This window comes from Pseudomonas sp. PA15(2017) (genome assembly GCF_001945395.1).
GTDB lineage: Bacteria > Pseudomonadota > Gammaproteobacteria > Pseudomonadales > Pseudomonadaceae > Aquipseudomonas.
In genome coordinates, this window is the sequence record NZ_MSXV01000040.1 from 16,242 (window position 1) to 31,738 (window position 15,497).

The window sequence follows — 15,497 nt, forward strand, 5'->3', positions numbered from 1 at the left end:
TTGTCAGGTGCGGTTGGGACGCGGCACTCTACGGTTGCCTGGGTAGTCGAGAAAATAATAAAAAATTATTTGTATATGCCGTTCAGAGAGTCAAGGACTGATACGCGAACAGCGCCGGCGCACCCCCGGTATGCAGGAACACGATCGGCTTGCCTTCCTCGAACGCACCTTTGTGCACCCCGTCGAGCAGGCCGGCGAACGTCTTGCCGGTATAGACCGGGTCGAGCAGCAGGCCCTGGCTGCTCGCCAGCAGGCGGATGGCGTCCAGCGTGCCGGTGTTCGGTTCGCCATAACGCGGCCCGTAGTACTCGTCCCACAGTTCGATGGTCAGCGCTTGCGGCACGTTGACGCCCAGCAGTTCGGCGGTGCGTTGCACCAGGCCCATTACCTTGGGACGTTGCAGATCGGCAGGGCGCGATACGGTGATGCCGAGCACACGCCACTCGGGCAGCACGTGGGCCAGCGCCAGCGCCAGGCCCGCATGGGTCGCACCGCTACCCGACGCCAGCACAAGGGTGCCGCTGTCGAGGCCCTTGTCAGCGACCTGCTCGGCGAACTCCAGGCCCGCCTTGACGTAACCCAAGGTGCCGAGGGCATTGGAGCCGCCGATCGGAATCACGTAAGGGCTCTTGCCCGTGGCGCGCAGGCGGTCGGCCTTGGCCATCAGCATCAGGTCCGGCTCCTCGAGGTTGTCGACGTGCTCGACGCGCGTGCCGAACAGGTCCAGCAGCAGGCGGTTGCCGTTGTGCAGGTAGTTCTGTTCCTGCGTGTCGATGGGGTTTTCCAGCAGAGCCACGCAGGCCAAGCCCAGTTTGGCGGCCAGCGCGGCAGTCTGGCGTACGTGATTGGACTGGATGGCGCCCGCGGTGATCAGCGTATCGGCGTGTTGGGCCAGTGCATCGGAACCCAGGTATTCCAGTTTGCGGGCCTTGTTGCCGCCCAGGGCGAACAGGGTCAGGTCATCGCGTTTGACATAGATGTCGCGGCCCACATGGTGCGACAGGCGCAGCAGGTGTTGCAGCGGGGTGGCATGGGGAACCAGTTCCAGGCGCTCGAAACGGCTCAGGGCTTCGCTGATCATGTTCGTCAATCCGCATTGGGGGTGTCTTCACTTTAGAAGTGACCGCCCGAAACACAACAAGTGCGCCCGTCACTGCTTATTCTGATAAGAAATATGAGAATGAATTAAAAGTATTTTCCACGTATAACTGAGGGCCGTATCGTCAGCGCGCCGACCCTATCCGGCCTGGCCAATCATCCCCATGCCGCTGTCGATCCAGCGACAACTACCGAGAATAAACATGAAAAAAACGCTTCTGTTGGCTGCATTGGCCTCCGTCCTGACTACCCAGGCATTCGCCGCGGAAAAACTTACCGTGGCCGCTACGCCGGTTCCTCACGCCGAAATCCTCGAGCTGATCAAGCCGAAGCTGGCGGAGCAGGGCGTCGACCTCGAGATCAAGGTGTTCACCGATTACGTACAGCCCAACCTGCAGGTCGAGCAGAAGCAACTGGATGCCAACTACTTCCAGACCAAACCTTACCTGGACAGCTTCAACGAAAGTCGTGGCACTCACCTGGTGATCGTCAAGGGCGTGCACGTCGAGCCGTTCGGCGGCTATTCGCGCAAGTACAAGAGCCTCGATGAACTGCCCGATGGCGCCACCATCGCCATCCCCAACGAGGCGAGTAACAGCGGTCGTGCCCTGCAGCTGCTGCAGCATGCCGGCCTGCTGACCCTGAAGGATCCAGCCAACATCCAGGCCACCCCGAAAGACCTGGCCACCAACCCGCACAACTTCAAGTTCAAGCAGCTCGAGGCGGCCATGTTGCCGCGCGTGCTGGATCAGGTTGACCTGGCGCTGATCAACACCAACTACGCGCTGGAAGCCAAGCTCAACCCGAACAAGGATGCGCTGGTGCTGGAGAACAAGGATTCGCCGTACGTGAACTACCTGGTTGCCCGCCCGGATAACCAGAACAGCGAAACCATCAAGAAGCTCGCGGATGCGCTGACCAGCCCGGACGTGAAGGCCTTCATCGAGAAGAAGTACTCGGGCGCCGTGGTGCCTGCGTTCTAAGGACCTGTCCGCGATCTTTTTCGGCGATATGAAGAGGCGGCCACAAGGCAAAAGGGCCGTTCGCTGATCCACTGTGGGAGCGCGCCATGCGCGCGAAAAATCGCGGGCATGGCCCGCTCCCACAGGTACTGCGGCGATGACTGCTACCGGCACTTCACAGTCAACGCGCTGAAGCCGAGCCGGAAAGTCGTGAATGGGTTATGGGGGTCACGCCCGCTTTACCAGACGCCGACAGGCCTGAATCCTGTCGGCGTTTTGCTTTGTGGCGGCGGATGCGCTTCGCCATAAGCAAATGCTAAAAAGGTATTTAAATTAATTTTTTTATATCGATATAGTTTGCCTATGCGTACCCGCTGGCTAACCGGCGCGCCGCACGACTGAATACAGGTGCCGAACACCTGTTTCTGAGACGCGCCTCGTTGGCGTCCTTACCGTGTGGAGTTGCGCAAATGCCCGCCGTGTCGTTGAGTTCTGCCAATCACCAGCCAGAGCAGAACTTTGAAGTACGCCCCTTTTCCGCTGCAGTCGGTGCCGAGATCGTCGGCCTCGACCTCGGCCGCCCGCTGAACGACGTCGATTTCGCCCGCGTCCACCAGGCGCACCTCGACTACAACGTCGTGGTGTTTCGCGATCAACGCATCACGCCACAACAGCAGATCGATTTCAGCCGCCGCTTCGGCATATTGCAGATCCACGTACTCAAGCAGTTCCTGCTGGCCAACCACCCGGAAATTTTTATCATCTCCAACATCAAGGAGAATGGGCAGCCGATCGGCCTGGGCGATGCCGGCAAGTTCTGGCATTCGGATCTTTCCTACAAGGAATTCCCCAGCCTGGGTTCCATGCTCTACGCTCAGGAACTGCCGGAGGAGGGTGGCGATACCCTGTTCGCCAGCCAGCAGTTGGCTTTCGAGACGCTACCGGCCGAGCTGCGCCAGGCCATCGACGGCAAGCGCGCTGCCCATTCCTATACCGCTCGTTACGCCGATGAGGTGTTCGCCGGCATTCGCCGCCCGACGCTGACCGAGGCGCAGCTGGCCGAGGTCAAGGCGGTGGTTCATCCGGTGGTGCGTACCCACCCGGAAACCGGCCGCCAGGGCCTGTTCGTCAACGAGAACTTCACCACCCACATTCTCGACGTTGCCGAGGACGAGAGTCGGCAGATTCTCGCCGAGCTGTATGCCCACAGCGCCAAACCGGAATTCATCTACCGCCATCAGTGGCAGAACGGCGACATGGTGTTCTGGGATAACCGCGCGCTGATCCACCTGGCCACGGGTTGCCCGAGTCATCTGCGGCGACGCATGCACCGCACCACGATTCAGGGTGATGTGCCGTTCTAACTGGCCACTTCCCCCGCTAGACCCATTTTTTGATTTCTGACTGGAGCCTCGACATGTCGGCAGGTAAGCGCTTTCCCTTTATTCCTCGTTTTGGCCGTTTGGCTGTCGGTATCGCCCTGAGTCTGAGCCTGCTGGCCGGCAGCCTGGCGGCGCCGCAAGTCGCCCATGCCGAGGGGCAGATTCGTATTGCCGAGCAGTTCGGTATCGTCTACTTGCTGCTCAACGTGGTGCGCGATCAGCAACTGATCGAAAAGCATGGCAAGGCCGAAGGCCTGGATATCAAGGTCGACTGGCAGCAGCTGTCGGGTGGTTCGGCGGTCAACGATGCGCTGTTGTCCGGCGCTATCGATATTGCCGGTGCCGGTATCGGCCCGCTGCTCACCGTGTGGGATCGCACCCGGGGCAAGCAGAACGTCAAGGGTGTCGCTTCGCTGGGTAACTTCCCGTACTACTTGCTGAGCAACAACCCCAAGGTCAAGACCATTGCCGATTTTACCGACAAGGATCGTGTCGCCGTGCCTGCCGTGGGCGTGTCGGTGCAGTCGCGCTTCCTGCAATACGCCGCGGCCAAACAGTGGGGCGACAAGGAATTCAACCGCCTCGACAAATACACCGTGGCACTGCCGCACCCGGACGCCACGGCGTCTCTGAAAGCCGGTGGCACCGAGCTGAGCGGGCATTTTTCCAACCCGCCGTTCCAGAATCAGGCACTCGAGAACCCGGATGTGCACGTGGTGCTCGACACGTACCAGCTGCTTGGCCCGAACTCGCCGACCGTGCTGTATGCCACCGAGAAATTCCGCGCCGACAACCCCAAGACCTACAAGGCCTTCGTCGGCGCCCTGGCCGAAGCGGCGGATTTTGCCCAGAACGACAAGGGTGCCGCGGCGGATACCTACATCCGCGTCACCGGCGCCAAGATCAGCCGCGAAGAACTGTTGAAAATCATCGACAACGAGCAGTTCCAGTTCACCGTCACGCCCACCAACACCTACCCACTGGCCGACTTCCTGCACCGCGTCGGCGCCATCAAACACAAACCGGCCAGCTGGCAGGACTACTTCTTCGAAGACGCCGCCATCGGTGAGGGAAGCTGAAAACATGAATGCCCCTCTGCAAGGCCACACGGCCAGCGCCCTGGATCGAGGCACCTTCGATACCGTTCTTCAGGTGGACAAGGTCAGCCTCGAGTACCGCACCCCGCAGCGCGTCGTACGCGCCACCCACGAAGTCAGCTTCGAGGTGGATCGTGCCGATCGTTTCGTGCTGCTCGGCCCCTCTGGCTGCGGTAAATCCACTTTGCTCAAGGCGGTAGCCGGTTTCATCGAACCGGTCGCCGGCAGCATCCGCCTCGACGGCGCCGAGGTGCATGAGCCCGGCCCGGATCGCATCGTGGTGTTCCAGGAGTTCGACCAGCTGCCGCCGTGGAAGACGGTCAAGCAGAACGTCATGTTCCCACTGCTGGCCTCGCGCACTCTTGGTCGTAAAGAGGCCGAGGAGCGCGCTCTGCATTACCTGGATAAGGTTGGCCTGGCTGCCTTTGCCGATGCCTATCCGCACACCCTGTCCGGCGGCATGAAGGCGAGGGTGGCGATTGCCCGGGCGCTGGCCATGCAGCCGAAGATCCTGCTGATGGACGAGCCCTTCGCCGCCCTCGACGCGCTGACTCGCCGCAAGATGCAGGAAGAGCTACTGGAGCTGTGGGAAGAGGTGCGTTTCACCCTGCTGTTCGTCACTCACTCCATCGAAGAGGCGCTGATCGTCGGCAATCGTATCCTGCTGCTGTCGCCACATCCGGGCCGCGTGCGGGCGGAAATCAACAGCCACCAGTTCGACCTGCACAGCCTAGGCGGTGTGGGTTTCCAGCACACCGCGCAGCGGATTCACCGTCTGCTGTTCGATGAAGACGTCGACGGCGGAGCGGCCGCTGAACTGGGTTTCCAGGATATCCGCATCGCCTACTGAGGAGCCGCGATCATGAGTCTTTCCCCTGCACGGCGTGAGGAATACGAAATCCCCCTGCAGCCGCTACCCGGCCTCAAGCTGGAACGCGAACTGTCGCTCGGTCAGCGCCTGTGGCAACAGGGCTGGCTGCGCAAATCGCTGATTCTGCTGGCCCTGGCACTGATCTGGGAGGCGGCGGCCCGCTACCAGGCCAACGACCTGCTGCTGCCCAGCTTCCTGCAGACGGCCAAGGCCTTCGTCGAGGGCATCGGCAGCGGCGAGTTGCTGGAGAAGGTGGCGATCTCGCTATCGGTGCTGGTCAAGGGTTACCTGATCGGCATCGTCCTGGCCTTTCTGCTGACCAGCCTGGCGGTGTCGACCCAGCTCGGCCGCGACCTGCTGTCGACACTGACCTCGATGTTCAACCCGCTGCCGGCCATCGCGCTGCTGCCGCTGTCGCTGCTGTGGTTCGGGCTGGGCGAGAACAGCCTGATCTTCGTACTGGTGCATTCGGTGCTCTGGGCCCTGGCGCTGAACACCTACGCCGGCTTTCTCGGCGTCTCCGAGACCCAGCGTATGGCCGGGCGCAACTACGGGCTCAAGGGCCTGCGCTTCGTGCTGTTCATCCTGATCCCGGCGGCGCTGCCGTCGATCCTCTCGGGGCTGAAGATCGGCTGGGCCTTCGCCTGGCGCACGCTGATCGCTGCCGAGCTGGTGTTCGGCGCTTCCAGCGGCAAGGGCGGCCTGGGCTGGTACATCTTCCAGAACCGCAACGAGCTGTACACCGACAAGGTGTTCGCCGGGCTGGTGGCGGTGATCCTGATCGGCCTGCTGGTGGAGAACCTGATCTTCGCCAGCATTGAGCGGGTGACCGTAAAGCGCTGGGGGATGCAGCGCTGATCCGTAGGGTGGATCACGCTTCACCGATCCGCCATCCACGACCGCAACGGTGGATGAAAAAACGTCATCCACCCTACGAAACTGAATCACATAACGAGAAGTGACGATGACCAACACGTTCAAATTCGGCCGCCTGGCCACCGCGCTGGGCTTGCTCGGCGCCTTGGCGACTCCGCTGGCCGCTCATGCCGAAGGCAAGATCAGCATCGCCCAGCAGTTCGGCATCGGTTACCTGGTGCTGCACGTGGTCAAGGACCAGCAACTGATCGAGAAGCATGCCAAAGCCCAGGGCCTGGACAACATCGACGTCGAGTGGCGGACCATCTCCGGCGCCACCGCGATGAACGAGGCGCTGCTGGCCGGTGCCATCGACGTGGTCTCGGCTGGCGTGCCGCCGATGCTCACCGTGTGGGACCGCACCCATGGCCGGCAGAACGTCAAGGCCGTGGCCTCGCTGGGCTCGCTGCCCAATTACCTGCTGAGTAATCGCGATGAAGTGAAGACCCTCGACGATCTCGATGAGAAGGACCGCATCGCGGTACCGGCCGCCGGCGTCGGTTTCCAGTCGCGCACCCTGCAGATCGAAACCGCCAAGCGCTACGGCAATGCCGACTTCCAGCGTTTCGACAAGATTTCCGTCAGCCTGCCGCACCCGGATGCCACCGCGGCACTGACCAAGGGCGGCTCGGAAATCACCGCGCATTTCTCCAGCCCGCCGTTCCAGTACCAGGCGCTGGAAAATCCCAAGGTGCACAAGCTGATCAGCAGCTACGACATTCTCGGTGGCCAAGCCACCTTTAACGTGCTGTACGCCACCGAGAAGTTCCACGACGCCAATCCGAAGACCTACAAGGCTTTCTACGACGCGCTGGTCGAGGCCTCGCAGATCATCAAGGCCGACAAGGCCGCTGCGGCCGAGACCTACATCCGTGTGGAGAACTCCAAGCTGCCGCTGGAGTTCGTGAAGAAAATCATCGAAGACCCGGAAAACGACTTCACCGTGTCGCCGCAGCGCACCTTCATCTACGCCGAGAAGCTGCATGAGCTGGGCGTGCTGAAGAACAAGGCCAGTTCCTGGAAGGATTACTTCTTCGAAGAAGCCTACGCCAATCCGGGTAGCTGACCAGCGTTGAACTGGATAGCGCCCTGGATACTGGGCGCTTCTGTCAGCGTGGCGACTTGGTTGCTGGTTCGCCGGCATCGGTGCCACGCCTGCGAAGACTCGACTTCGAGAAAAGCGGCCACCGCGACCTTGAGGTCTTTGGCGATCTTGCACAGTCAGTCCTTGCGATTGCGGCGCAATTCCTCCAGCAACTTGTGCTTGTCGCGCTCGCGCTTGGCAATCACGTCACGCTCGCTGCGGATCTGGGCGTGGCTGAGCAGGCCAAAGATAAAGCTGCCGCCGATGATATTGCCGGCCAGGGTAGGCCCCGCAAACACCAGCCAGAAATTGCCCCAGCTCACCTCACCGGCATACACCAGATAAGACACCTCTACCGAGCCAACCACGATATGGGTGAAGTCACCCAGTGCCATCAGGTAAGTGATCAGCACGATAATGGCGATCTTGGCGCTTTCCATCGAGGCGATCATCCACACCATGGTGGCGATCATCCAGCCCGAGATGATGCCTTTGGCAAGCATCTTGGACACGTCGTTCTCCATCACCTTACGGCCGATTTCCAGAAACGCCAGGTCGGTCTGGGTATCGAAAATCGGCAGGCGCAGCATCACCCAGGCCACCAGCAGGGTGCCGGCCAGGTTTCCGCATAGCACCACGCCCCAAAGGCGCAGTAGTCGCCCGACATTGTTCAGGTTCAGCTTGCTCATCACCGGCAGCACGGCGGTCAGGGTGTTTTCCGTAAACAGTTGCTGACGGGCGAGGATCACCGCCAGAAAACCTGCCGAATAACCGAGGCTGGCAATCACATGACTTTCATCGCTGGGGCCCAACCGAGAGCGGAACAAACCCATGGCCATCAGCGACAGGCCCATGGTCAGCCCGGCGGCCAGCGCCGACCACCATAATGCTGCAATGCTGCGCTCCAGCTCATGGTCGCCCTGAATCCTGATGGTTTCATGCAACACCGCCGCCCGCGGCGGCAGCTTCTCATCGATCTCGCGCTCTTCTTCGGCTGACAGGCCGGGGGTCTTGCCGTCTGCTTGTTCTTGCATACCAGTTACCTTCATGGGGGGAACGACGGAGGCCCGTCTGCCTGAGGATTCAGACCTGCGGCGCCCGGTGTCGTTCTGCCCTGATGAAGGCGTCCTTGCCTGCGATAGATGGGCTACGGCGCAGCCGTGCATGAAACGTCAACGGACTTCAGTGCGTAGTGGAATATGGTTATGGTAAAAGGATTCTTTTAAGGCATAAGGCCATCAGGCAGACTGCCACCCTTATCTGCCCTCTCGTAAGGAAACACTGGATCATGCTGAAGAACATCCTGCTGGCGACTGCCGTGACCACGTCGCTGCTTGGCAGCGCTATCGCATCGGCGGCGGACAAGCCGATTCTCAACGCCTCCTACGATGTCGCCCGCGAGCTGTTCGCCGAGATCAACCCCAAGTTCCAGGCTCACTGGAAGGCCGAGACCGGCAAGGATCTGAAGATCGACCAGTCGTTCGCCGGCACGTCGCGCCAGGCCCAGGACATCATCCAGGGCAAGAAGGTCGACACCGTGACCTTCAACCAGGTCACCGACGTGGACATCCTCGCCAAGCGTGGCCTGGTACGCAAGGATTGGGCCGAGCAGTTCCCCAACCACAGCTCGCCGTACTACAGCACCACCGCCTTCCTGGTGCGCAAGGGCAACCCCAAGGGCATCAAGAACTGGGACGATCTGGCCCGTTCTGACGTGACGCTGGTGTTCCCCAACCCGAAAACCTCCGGCAATGCCCGCTACAGCTACCTGGGCGCCTGGCTGTACGCCAACGAAGCGTTCAAGGGTGATGAAGCGAAGATCAAGGAATTCGTCGGCAAGGTGCTGCGCAATGTCGAGAACTTCCCCACCGGCGGTCGTGGCGCCACCGTGGCGTTCGCCCAGAACGGGCAGGGCGACGTGCTGCTGAGCTTCGAATCGGAAGTGGTGAACATAGCCAAGGGCGAGGAATTCAAGTCCGGCGAGTTCGAGGTGATCGTACCACCGGTAAGCGTGCTGGCCGAATTCCCGGTCGCCATCGTCGACAAGGTGGTGGACGAGAAGGGCACCCGCGACGTGGCCAAGGCCTACCTGGACTTCCAGTACAGCAAAGACATCCAGAAGCTGCTGACCACTTACCACTACCGTGTGCAGGACAAGGAAGTGGCTGCCGAGACCGCTGGCCAGTTCCAGGAACTGCGCCTGCTCAACCCGACCGATGTGCTGGGCTCCTGGGACGAGATCACTGCCAAGCACTTCGATGGCAATGGTATTCTTGACCAGCTTCTGGCCGAAGGCCGGTAATCGGCTTGCAGTCGACCGACGGCGATAAGGCAAAAGCGGCTTAGCGATTCATTGTGGGAGCGGGCGGGGACGCCCAGTCCATGCCCGTAATTTTTCGCGGGCATGGCCCGCTCCCACAGGTAATCTACCAAAGGCCGCTCCCGCCACTTTGCAGTCAATACAGAGGGCGTTACCGCGACAGAAGAATAGGGGCCAGCTGCGGGCCGCGAGCGGCGAACTACCCTGACTATCGAGCCGCATCAGCCGTATTTCACAAACCGCCGACCACCGGCGGTTTGTGCATTCAAGGATTTTCGAGTGAGCAAGACCCCCGTTTTCTTTCTGCAGAATCCGCTGCTGCCGGGTTTCGGCCTGAGCTTCGGTTTCAGCGTCTTCTACCTGTCGCTGGTCATTCTGTTTCCGCTGTCCGCCCTGTTGCTGTACGTCAGCGACATGAGCTGGGCGCAATACTGGCAGGCGATCAGCGATCCGCGCGTGGTGCAGAGTTACAAGGTGACCATCAGCGGCGCCTTCTACTCGACCGTGATCGTGCTGCTGATCGGTTTGCTGATCGCCTGGATCATCACCCGTTACGACTTTCCGGGCCGCCGGCTGGTCGATGCGCTGGTTGACCTGCCATTCGCGCTGCCGACCTCGGTGGCCGGTTTGACCCTGGCGACCTTGCTGGTGCCCGGCGGTTGGCTCGGCCAGTACTTCGATGCCGCGGGCATCAAGATCGCCTATGCCTATCCGGGCCTGCTGATCGCCATGGTGTTCACCAGCCTGCCATTCGTGGTGCGCACCGTGCAGCCGGTGCTGCAGAGCCTGGGCAGCGAATACGAGGAAGCCGCGCGTACCCTGGGCGCCAAAAAATGGCAGAGCTTCGCCTACGTGGTGCTGCCGAGCCTGGCGCCGGCACTGATCACCGGTGCGTCGCAAGCCTTCGTGCGCAGCCTGGGCGAGTTCGGTGCGGTGATCATGATCGCCGGCAATATTCCCTACAAGACCGAAGTGTCGTCGCTGATGATTTTCGTGCGCCTGCAGGAATTCAACTACCCGGCAGCGGCGGCGATCGCCTCGGTGATTCTGTTGGCGTCGCTGTTCCTGCTGTTCAGCCTGCAGGTAGTGCAGGGACGACTGTTCAAATGGCAGAGGCAAGGCCGATGAAGAAGCCCCAACACTGGCACCAATGGGTGCTCATCGGGCTGGGCCTCGGCGCGGTCGCGCTGATGCTGCTGGTACCCCTGGCGCTGATTTTCACCCGGGCGCTCAGCGGTGGCTGGGCGATGCTGGTCGACAACCTGTCCCAGGATTACATGCAGCACGCCATCGGCCTGACCTTGCTGGTCGCCGCGCTCACCGTGCCGCTGAACCTGTGCTTCGGCATTCTGCTGGCCTGGTGCGTGACCCACTACGATTTCCGCGGCCGCAAACTGCTGACCACCCTGGTGGACATTCCCTATGCGGTGTCGCCGGTGGTCGCCGGCCTCTGTTACCTGGTGGTCTACGGGCTGGAAACGGCCCTCGGCCAGTGGTTCTACGATAACGACATGCAACTGATGTTCGCCTGGCCGGGGATCGTCATGGTCACGGTGTTCGTCACCGCTCCGTACGTGGCGCGCATTCTGATTCCGGTGATGCAGTCTCAAGGCAACGAAGAGGAAACCTCGGCATTGTGCCTGGGCGCCAATGGCTGGCAGATCTTCCGTCATATCACGCTGCCGAACATCAAGTGGGCGCTGCTGTATGGCGTGGTAGTCACCAACGCCCGTGCCGTTGGCGAGTTCGGTGCGGTGTCGGTGGTCTCCGGCACCATTCTCAACCAGACCCTGACGCTGCCGTTGCTGGTCGACCAGCTCAACAACGACTACAAGCCGGTCGCCGCCTTCACTGCGGCAGCGCTGCTGGCCTGCATGGCGCTGCTCACCCTGTTGCTGAAGACCTACATGGAATGGCGGCAGCGGGTGAATATGCAGCGCGCCGCCGACAGCTGATTAGCGCGCAATCTGGGTCAGGTGCCGGGCCAGTGCGGCTTTGAAGGGCGGCAGATTCTGCGCCAGGCGCAGGCCGGCATTGCGCAGCAGGCGGGTAGGGCCGCGATCATCGGTGTACAGCCGCACCAACAGGCTGGTGGCTTGGTAGAGCGGCCAGCTGGCCCGCTGCTGGGCACTGGCGTAACACTGCAGGACGCCTGGCTCAGCGATGTCCCGGCCCTGGCGCAATGCACCGAGCAGGGTATCGGCCAGGCGCTGCTGGCCTAGCAGGCCGAAGTTGAAACCATGGGCCGTGACCGGGTGCATACCCACCGCAGCGTCACCCACCAAGGCGCAGCGCAACCCGGCGAAGCGCTCGGCATAAACGCCCACCAGCGGATAGGTGATGCGCTCGCCAATCAGCTCCATGCGCCCCAGGCGATGATCGAAGCGCCGCTCCATCTCGCGGGCGAAGGCCTGGTCATCAAGGCTCATGACCCGACTCATTTCCGCGGGTGCAAGCGTCAGTACCGCAGAGGCGCGGTTGCCGTTCAATGGCAGCAGGGCAAGGGTCTGCCCATAGCCGAACCATTCCCAGGCCACGTGCTCATGGCTGCGCTGGTGGGCCATGCGGCATACCAGCATGGTCTTGCCGAAGTCCTCCATGCGCGCGCCGATACCGAGGCGCCTGCGGGTATCGGAAAAACGACTGTCTGCGGCGACGATCAGGCGTGCGTTCAGAGTGGTGCCGTCGTCCAAGCGCAGGGCGACGCCTGCAGCCGAGCAGCTCAGCTCGCTGATCGTACGCTCGCAGAGCAGCTCGATGTCCGCACATTCGCTCACTGCGCCATAAGCGGCCCGGCGAATCGCCTGGTTGGGCACCAGGCAGCCGAGACGTTCCTTACCGGCCGCCGCTGCGGCGATGCGCAAGGCATAGGGCGAGGGTCCGTTGAGTACCTGAGCGTCGCGTAACGGCGCGATTTCATCGGCGTTGAATCGCCGCCAAAGGCCCTGGTCTTCGAGGATTCGTTGGGAGGCGTGCGTCAGGGCTATCTCCCGGCCATCAAACGCCGGTGCAGCCAGTTCCCCCTCGGGCTGCCGCTCGATGACGCAGATCGACAGACCGTGGCCCGCTAACGAACGCGCCAGACATAGGCCGGCAGGCCCGGCGCCCACGACGACGACATCGGTTTTCATGGCCGTTTCTCCTGTCAAAGACCGGCCGGCAGTCTAGATCGGCACGTGCCGGCAAGTCTTGCGCAGGATCAGTCAATCCAGGGGCTACCAGAAACCGATGGGGTGGCGCTCGTTGATGTAGTCCAACGGCAGCGCGAAGCCCTTGCGAAAGAAATTGGCCAGACGGGTATCGATGACCTTTTCGTTGATCGAGGCGAGCAACGACTCCTGGCGATGGATGTCGCCACTGTCGGCGTAGAACTCCTCGTGGAGCATGCGTTGCGAGGCCAGGTTGGCGACCAGGCTGTAGCTGCTCACGGTGTCCTCGCCGGGGCGGCTGACCGCCAGGATCAGGCGCGGCCTTTCATGTTCCAGCACCAGATCCACCACCACGTCGAGGTCATGATTGCGTGCGTAGCTGGCCGCTTCCTCGAACAGCGGGCGTGCCTTGTCGCTCAGCGCCTGAATGAATGCCTGGCGCAGCGAGTCGTCGCTGACGTCATGCAAGCCATGGCTTTCTTGCGGTTTGCGCAGCGTATTCACTTGTCGTCCCCTCGGTTCTTCGGCTCTCCAGGCTGAGAAAAACAGCCTGCCTGGGGAGTTCAGCCGGCACGATCAGCGGTCGCTGCCAAATGCTTCGGAACTTGTAGCCCCCAATCACTGCCATAGACACACGGTAACAATTGGCTAAGAGACATTCGCGGGCATGCAAAACATCGAGCAGGCGGTTCATTTCCTGGAAAAGTACAACCTGGTGCTGAGCACGGCGGAGTCCGCCACGGCCGGGCTGCTGGCCGCCACGGTGGCTGCGGTGCAGGGGTGTGACGGCGTGCTCGAGAGCGGCTTCGTGGTGTACTCCAAGCGCGCGATGCAGACCTCGCTGGGCGTGAAGCCGGAGACCATCGAGACCTTCGGCATGAACAGCGAAGAGGTCGCGCGGGAGATGGCGCTGGGCGTGCTAATGACCAGCAGCGCGGACATCATTCTGGCCATCACTGGTGCCCCGACCGCCGACGACAAGCGCGGTCAGCAAGTCTACGACGGCGCCATGTGTTTCGCCTGCGCCACGCGCCTGGCCGAGCACCAGGGGGTGACCAGCGAGACCGTGACCTTTCCCGGAGACAACAACGAACGACGTGCGGCTGCCGCACGCCATGCCTTGCTGCGACTGCCCTATTACTACGAACGGCTGCGTCAGACCTCCTGATGCCGACGTTTCAGCGACTTGAGCAACATCGACCCTTCAAGGAAACCACATGATCAAGAAATGCCTGTTCCCTGCCGCCGGTTACGGTACGCGCTTCCTTCCGGCGACCAAGGCCATGCCCAAGGAAATGCTGCCTGTGGTCAACACGCCGCTGATCCAGTACGGCGTCGAAGAAGCACTGAATGCCGGCCTGACGGAGATCGCCATGGTCACCGGTCGCGGCAAACGTTCGCTGGAAGACCATTTCGACATCAGCTATGAGCTCGAACACCAGATCCGCAACACCGACAAGGAAAAGTACCTGGTCGGCATCCGTCGCCTGATCGACAACTGCACGTTCTCCTACACCCGCCAGGTGGAAATGAAGGGTCTGGGCCACGCCATTCTCAGCGGTCGTCCGTTGATCGGCGACGAGCCTTTTGCCGTGGTACTGGCCGACGACCTGTGCCTGAACATCGAAGGCGACGGCGTACTGACCCAGATGGTCAAGCTGTACAACCAGTTCCGTTGCTCGATCGTGGCGGTGCAGGAAGTGCCGATGGACGAGATCCACAAATACGGTGTGATTGCCGGCGAAACCATCCGGGACGACATCTTCCGCGTCAGCCACATGGTCGAGAAGCCCAAGGCCGAAGACGCGCCGTCGAACCTGGCAATCATCGGCCGCTACATCCTGACGCCGGATATCTTCGAGCTGATCGAGAACACCGAGCCGGGCAAGGGCGGTGAGATCCAGATTACCGACGCGCTGATGAAGCAAGCGCAGGACGGGTGTGTGCTGGCCTATAAGTTCAAAGGCCGTCGTTTCGACTGCGGTGGCGCAGAGGGTTACATCGAAGCCACCAACTTCTGCTTCGAGCACCTGTACCGCGAAGGCCGCGGCTGATACGTCGCCTAATCAAAAACCGGGCCCATGCAGACTGTGTGAAAACCTAGCAGTCCGAGGGTGAGTTGAAGACAATGCCTCTATCGGTTGATAGGGGCATTGTCGTTTATGGGTTATATCCAGGGCGAAGGTCGCGGGCAAAGCAGTCTATTTCCGGTCACGCTGGAGGAGCTGATCGCCGAGGATCATCTGGTTCGGGTGATCGAGGCCTATGTAGCGAGGCTGGATCTTCAGGCATTGGGCTTTAGCAAAGCCAAGGCTCATCGCACGGGGCGTCCTGGCTATGACCCGGCCGATCTGCTCATGCTTTACCTGTATGGCTATTTTCAGCGCATCCGCTCATCGCGCCGTCTGGAGGCTGAGTGCCAGCGCAATGTTGAAGTGATGTGGCTGCTGGGCCGTTTGGCGCCGGATTTCAAGACCATTGCCGACTTTCGCAAGGACAATGGTGCAGCGTTCCAGGCGACTTGCCGAGCTTTCGTGCAGTTCTGTCGCCAGGCGGGGTTGATCACCGGTAACCTGGTCGCCATTGATGGCAGCAAGTTTCAGGCGGTAGCGTCAACGC

General features: G+C 61.4%; 16 protein-coding genes. 12 read left to right on the forward strand and 4 right to left on the reverse strand.

Annotated features, from left to right (window positions below):
* Positions 1 to 82: 82 nt before the first annotated feature.
* Entirely contained in the window at positions 83 to 1,081 is a 999-nt protein-coding gene (locus BVH03_RS13090) for a D-cysteine desulfhydrase (protein ID WP_075961577.1), read from the reverse strand.
* A 220-nt stretch (positions 1,082 to 1,301) separates the two neighbouring features.
* Here BVH03_RS13090 and BVH03_RS13095 point away from each other — a divergent pair, with 220 nt between their 5' ends.
* The 6 genes from BVH03_RS13095 (at position 1,302) to BVH03_RS13120 (ending at position 7,391) form a co-directional block, all read left to right on the forward strand.
* Positions 1,302 to 2,081: a MetQ/NlpA family ABC transporter substrate-binding protein gene (locus BVH03_RS13095; protein ID WP_075961578.1), complete on the forward strand. Its 780-nt coding sequence runs from the start codon at positions 1,302 to 1,304 to the stop codon at positions 2,079 to 2,081.
* Between the two features lie 449 nt (positions 2,082 to 2,530).
* Positions 2,531 to 3,424 carry a TauD/TfdA family dioxygenase gene (locus tag BVH03_RS13100; protein ID WP_075961579.1) on the forward strand — a complete coding sequence of 298 codons (894 nt, stop codon included), beginning with the start codon at positions 2,531 to 2,533 and terminating at the stop codon, positions 3,422 to 3,424.
* Between the two features lie 53 nt (positions 3,425 to 3,477).
* Positions 3,478 to 4,521: an ABC transporter substrate-binding protein gene (locus tag BVH03_RS13105; RefSeq protein ID WP_075961580.1), complete on the forward strand. Its 1,044-nt coding sequence runs from the start codon at positions 3,478 to 3,480 to the stop codon at positions 4,519 to 4,521.
* A gap of 4 nt (positions 4,522 to 4,525) precedes the next feature.
* Positions 4,526 to 5,389, forward strand: coding sequence for an ABC transporter ATP-binding protein (locus BVH03_RS13110; RefSeq protein WP_075961581.1), 864 nt, complete (start codon positions 4,526 to 4,528; stop codon positions 5,387 to 5,389).
* A 12-nt stretch (positions 5,390 to 5,401) separates the two neighbouring features.
* Positions 5,402 to 6,268, forward strand: a complete 867-nt coding sequence (locus BVH03_RS13115; protein WP_075961582.1) for an ABC transporter permease — start codon at positions 5,402 to 5,404, stop codon at positions 6,266 to 6,268.
* A 106-nt stretch (positions 6,269 to 6,374) separates the two neighbouring features.
* Positions 6,375 to 7,391, forward strand: a complete 1,017-nt coding sequence (locus tag BVH03_RS13120; protein ID WP_075961583.1) for an ABC transporter substrate-binding protein — start codon at positions 6,375 to 6,377, stop codon at positions 7,389 to 7,391.
* A gap of 155 nt (positions 7,392 to 7,546) precedes the next feature.
* Here the strand turns inward: BVH03_RS13120 and BVH03_RS13125 are convergent, their stop codons facing one another.
* Complete coding sequence (locus tag BVH03_RS13125) at positions 7,547 to 8,443, reverse strand: formate/nitrite transporter family protein (protein ID WP_075961584.1); 897 nt, start codon at positions 8,441 to 8,443, stop codon at positions 7,547 to 7,549.
* 254 nt (positions 8,444 to 8,697) lie between these two features.
* Between BVH03_RS13125 and cysP the strand changes: the two genes are divergently transcribed.
* The 3 genes from cysP (at position 8,698) to cysW (ending at position 11,684) form a co-directional block, all read left to right on the forward strand.
* On the forward strand, positions 8,698 to 9,711 hold the full coding sequence (cysP, locus tag BVH03_RS13130) for a thiosulfate ABC transporter substrate-binding protein CysP (protein WP_075961585.1): 1,014 nt from the start codon (positions 8,698 to 8,700) through the stop codon (positions 9,709 to 9,711).
* A 297-nt stretch (positions 9,712 to 10,008) separates the two neighbouring features.
* On the forward strand, positions 10,009 to 10,857 hold the full coding sequence (cysT, locus tag BVH03_RS13135; RefSeq protein WP_075961586.1) for a sulfate ABC transporter permease subunit CysT: 849 nt from the start codon (positions 10,009 to 10,011) through the stop codon (positions 10,855 to 10,857).
* Complete coding sequence (gene cysW / locus BVH03_RS13140) at positions 10,854 to 11,684, forward strand: sulfate ABC transporter permease subunit CysW (protein WP_075961587.1); 831 nt, start codon at positions 10,854 to 10,856, stop codon at positions 11,682 to 11,684. The genes cysT and cysW overlap by 4 nt, the downstream gene beginning before the upstream one ends.
* Here the strand turns inward: cysW and ubiM are convergent, their stop codons facing one another.
* Positions 11,685 to 12,860, reverse strand: coding sequence for a 5-demethoxyubiquinol-8 5-hydroxylase UbiM (gene ubiM, locus BVH03_RS13145; protein ID WP_075961588.1), 1,176 nt, complete (start codon positions 12,858 to 12,860; stop codon positions 11,685 to 11,687).
* An 84-nt stretch (positions 12,861 to 12,944) separates the two neighbouring features.
* The gene (locus tag BVH03_RS13150; RefSeq protein ID WP_083640056.1) at positions 12,945 to 13,382 is read right to left on the reverse strand and encodes a hypothetical protein; all 438 of its coding nucleotides are present in this window, start codon (positions 13,380 to 13,382) and stop codon (positions 12,945 to 12,947) included.
* A gap of 163 nt (positions 13,383 to 13,545) precedes the next feature.
* On the opposite strand from BVH03_RS13150, the gene BVH03_RS13155 reads away from it, so the two are divergent.
* The 3 genes from BVH03_RS13155 to BVH03_RS13165 all read left to right on the forward strand — a co-directional run.
* The gene (locus BVH03_RS13155) at positions 13,546 to 14,046 is read left to right on the forward strand and encodes a CinA family protein (protein WP_075961589.1); all 501 of its coding nucleotides are present in this window, start codon (positions 13,546 to 13,548) and stop codon (positions 14,044 to 14,046) included.
* Positions 14,047 to 14,095: 49 nt separating this feature from the next.
* Positions 14,096 to 14,932, forward strand: a complete 837-nt coding sequence (galU, locus tag BVH03_RS13160) for a UTP--glucose-1-phosphate uridylyltransferase GalU (RefSeq protein ID WP_075961590.1) — start codon at positions 14,096 to 14,098, stop codon at positions 14,930 to 14,932.
* Between the two features lie 108 nt (positions 14,933 to 15,040).
* Positions 15,041 to 15,497 (forward strand): transposase (locus tag BVH03_RS13165; protein ID WP_075961591.1); only part of this gene is annotated, 457 nt, incomplete at its 3' end.

Bases quoted from the DNA above. Each gene is read 5' to 3' on its own strand.
- BVH03_RS13125 (WP_075961584.1), bottom strand. From the start codon at position 8,443: ATGCAAGAACAAGCAGACGGCAAGACCCCCGGCCTGTCAGCCGAAGAA.
- BVH03_RS13095 (WP_075961578.1), top strand. From the start codon at position 1,302: ATGAAAAAAACGCTTCTGTTGGCTGCATTGGCCTCCGTCCTGACTACC.
- BVH03_RS13090 (WP_075961577.1), bottom strand. From the start codon at position 1,081: ATGATCAGCGAAGCCCTGAGCCGTTTCGAGCGCCTGGAACTGGTTCCC.
- galU (WP_075961590.1), top strand. From the start codon at position 14,096: ATGATCAAGAAATGCCTGTTCCCTGCCGCCGGTTACGGTACGCGCTTC.
- BVH03_RS13115 (WP_075961582.1), top strand. From the start codon at position 5,402: ATGAGTCTTTCCCCTGCACGGCGTGAGGAATACGAAATCCCCCTGCAG.
- BVH03_RS13120 (WP_075961583.1), top strand. From the start codon at position 6,375: ATGACCAACACGTTCAAATTCGGCCGCCTGGCCACCGCGCTGGGCTTG.
- BVH03_RS13110 (WP_075961581.1), top strand. From the start codon at position 4,526: ATGAATGCCCCTCTGCAAGGCCACACGGCCAGCGCCCTGGATCGAGGC.
- BVH03_RS13105 (WP_075961580.1), top strand. From the start codon at position 3,478: ATGTCGGCAGGTAAGCGCTTTCCCTTTATTCCTCGTTTTGGCCGTTTG.
- BVH03_RS13100 (WP_075961579.1), top strand. From the start codon at position 2,531: ATGCCCGCCGTGTCGTTGAGTTCTGCCAATCACCAGCCAGAGCAGAAC.
- ubiM (WP_075961588.1), bottom strand. From the start codon at position 12,860: ATGAAAACCGATGTCGTCGTCGTGGGCGCCGGGCCTGCCGGCCTATGT.
- cysP (WP_075961585.1), top strand. From the start codon at position 8,698: ATGCTGAAGAACATCCTGCTGGCGACTGCCGTGACCACGTCGCTGCTT.
- BVH03_RS13155 (WP_075961589.1), top strand. From the start codon at position 13,546: ATGCAAAACATCGAGCAGGCGGTTCATTTCCTGGAAAAGTACAACCTG.
- cysW (WP_075961587.1), top strand. From the start codon at position 10,854: ATGAAGAAGCCCCAACACTGGCACCAATGGGTGCTCATCGGGCTGGGC.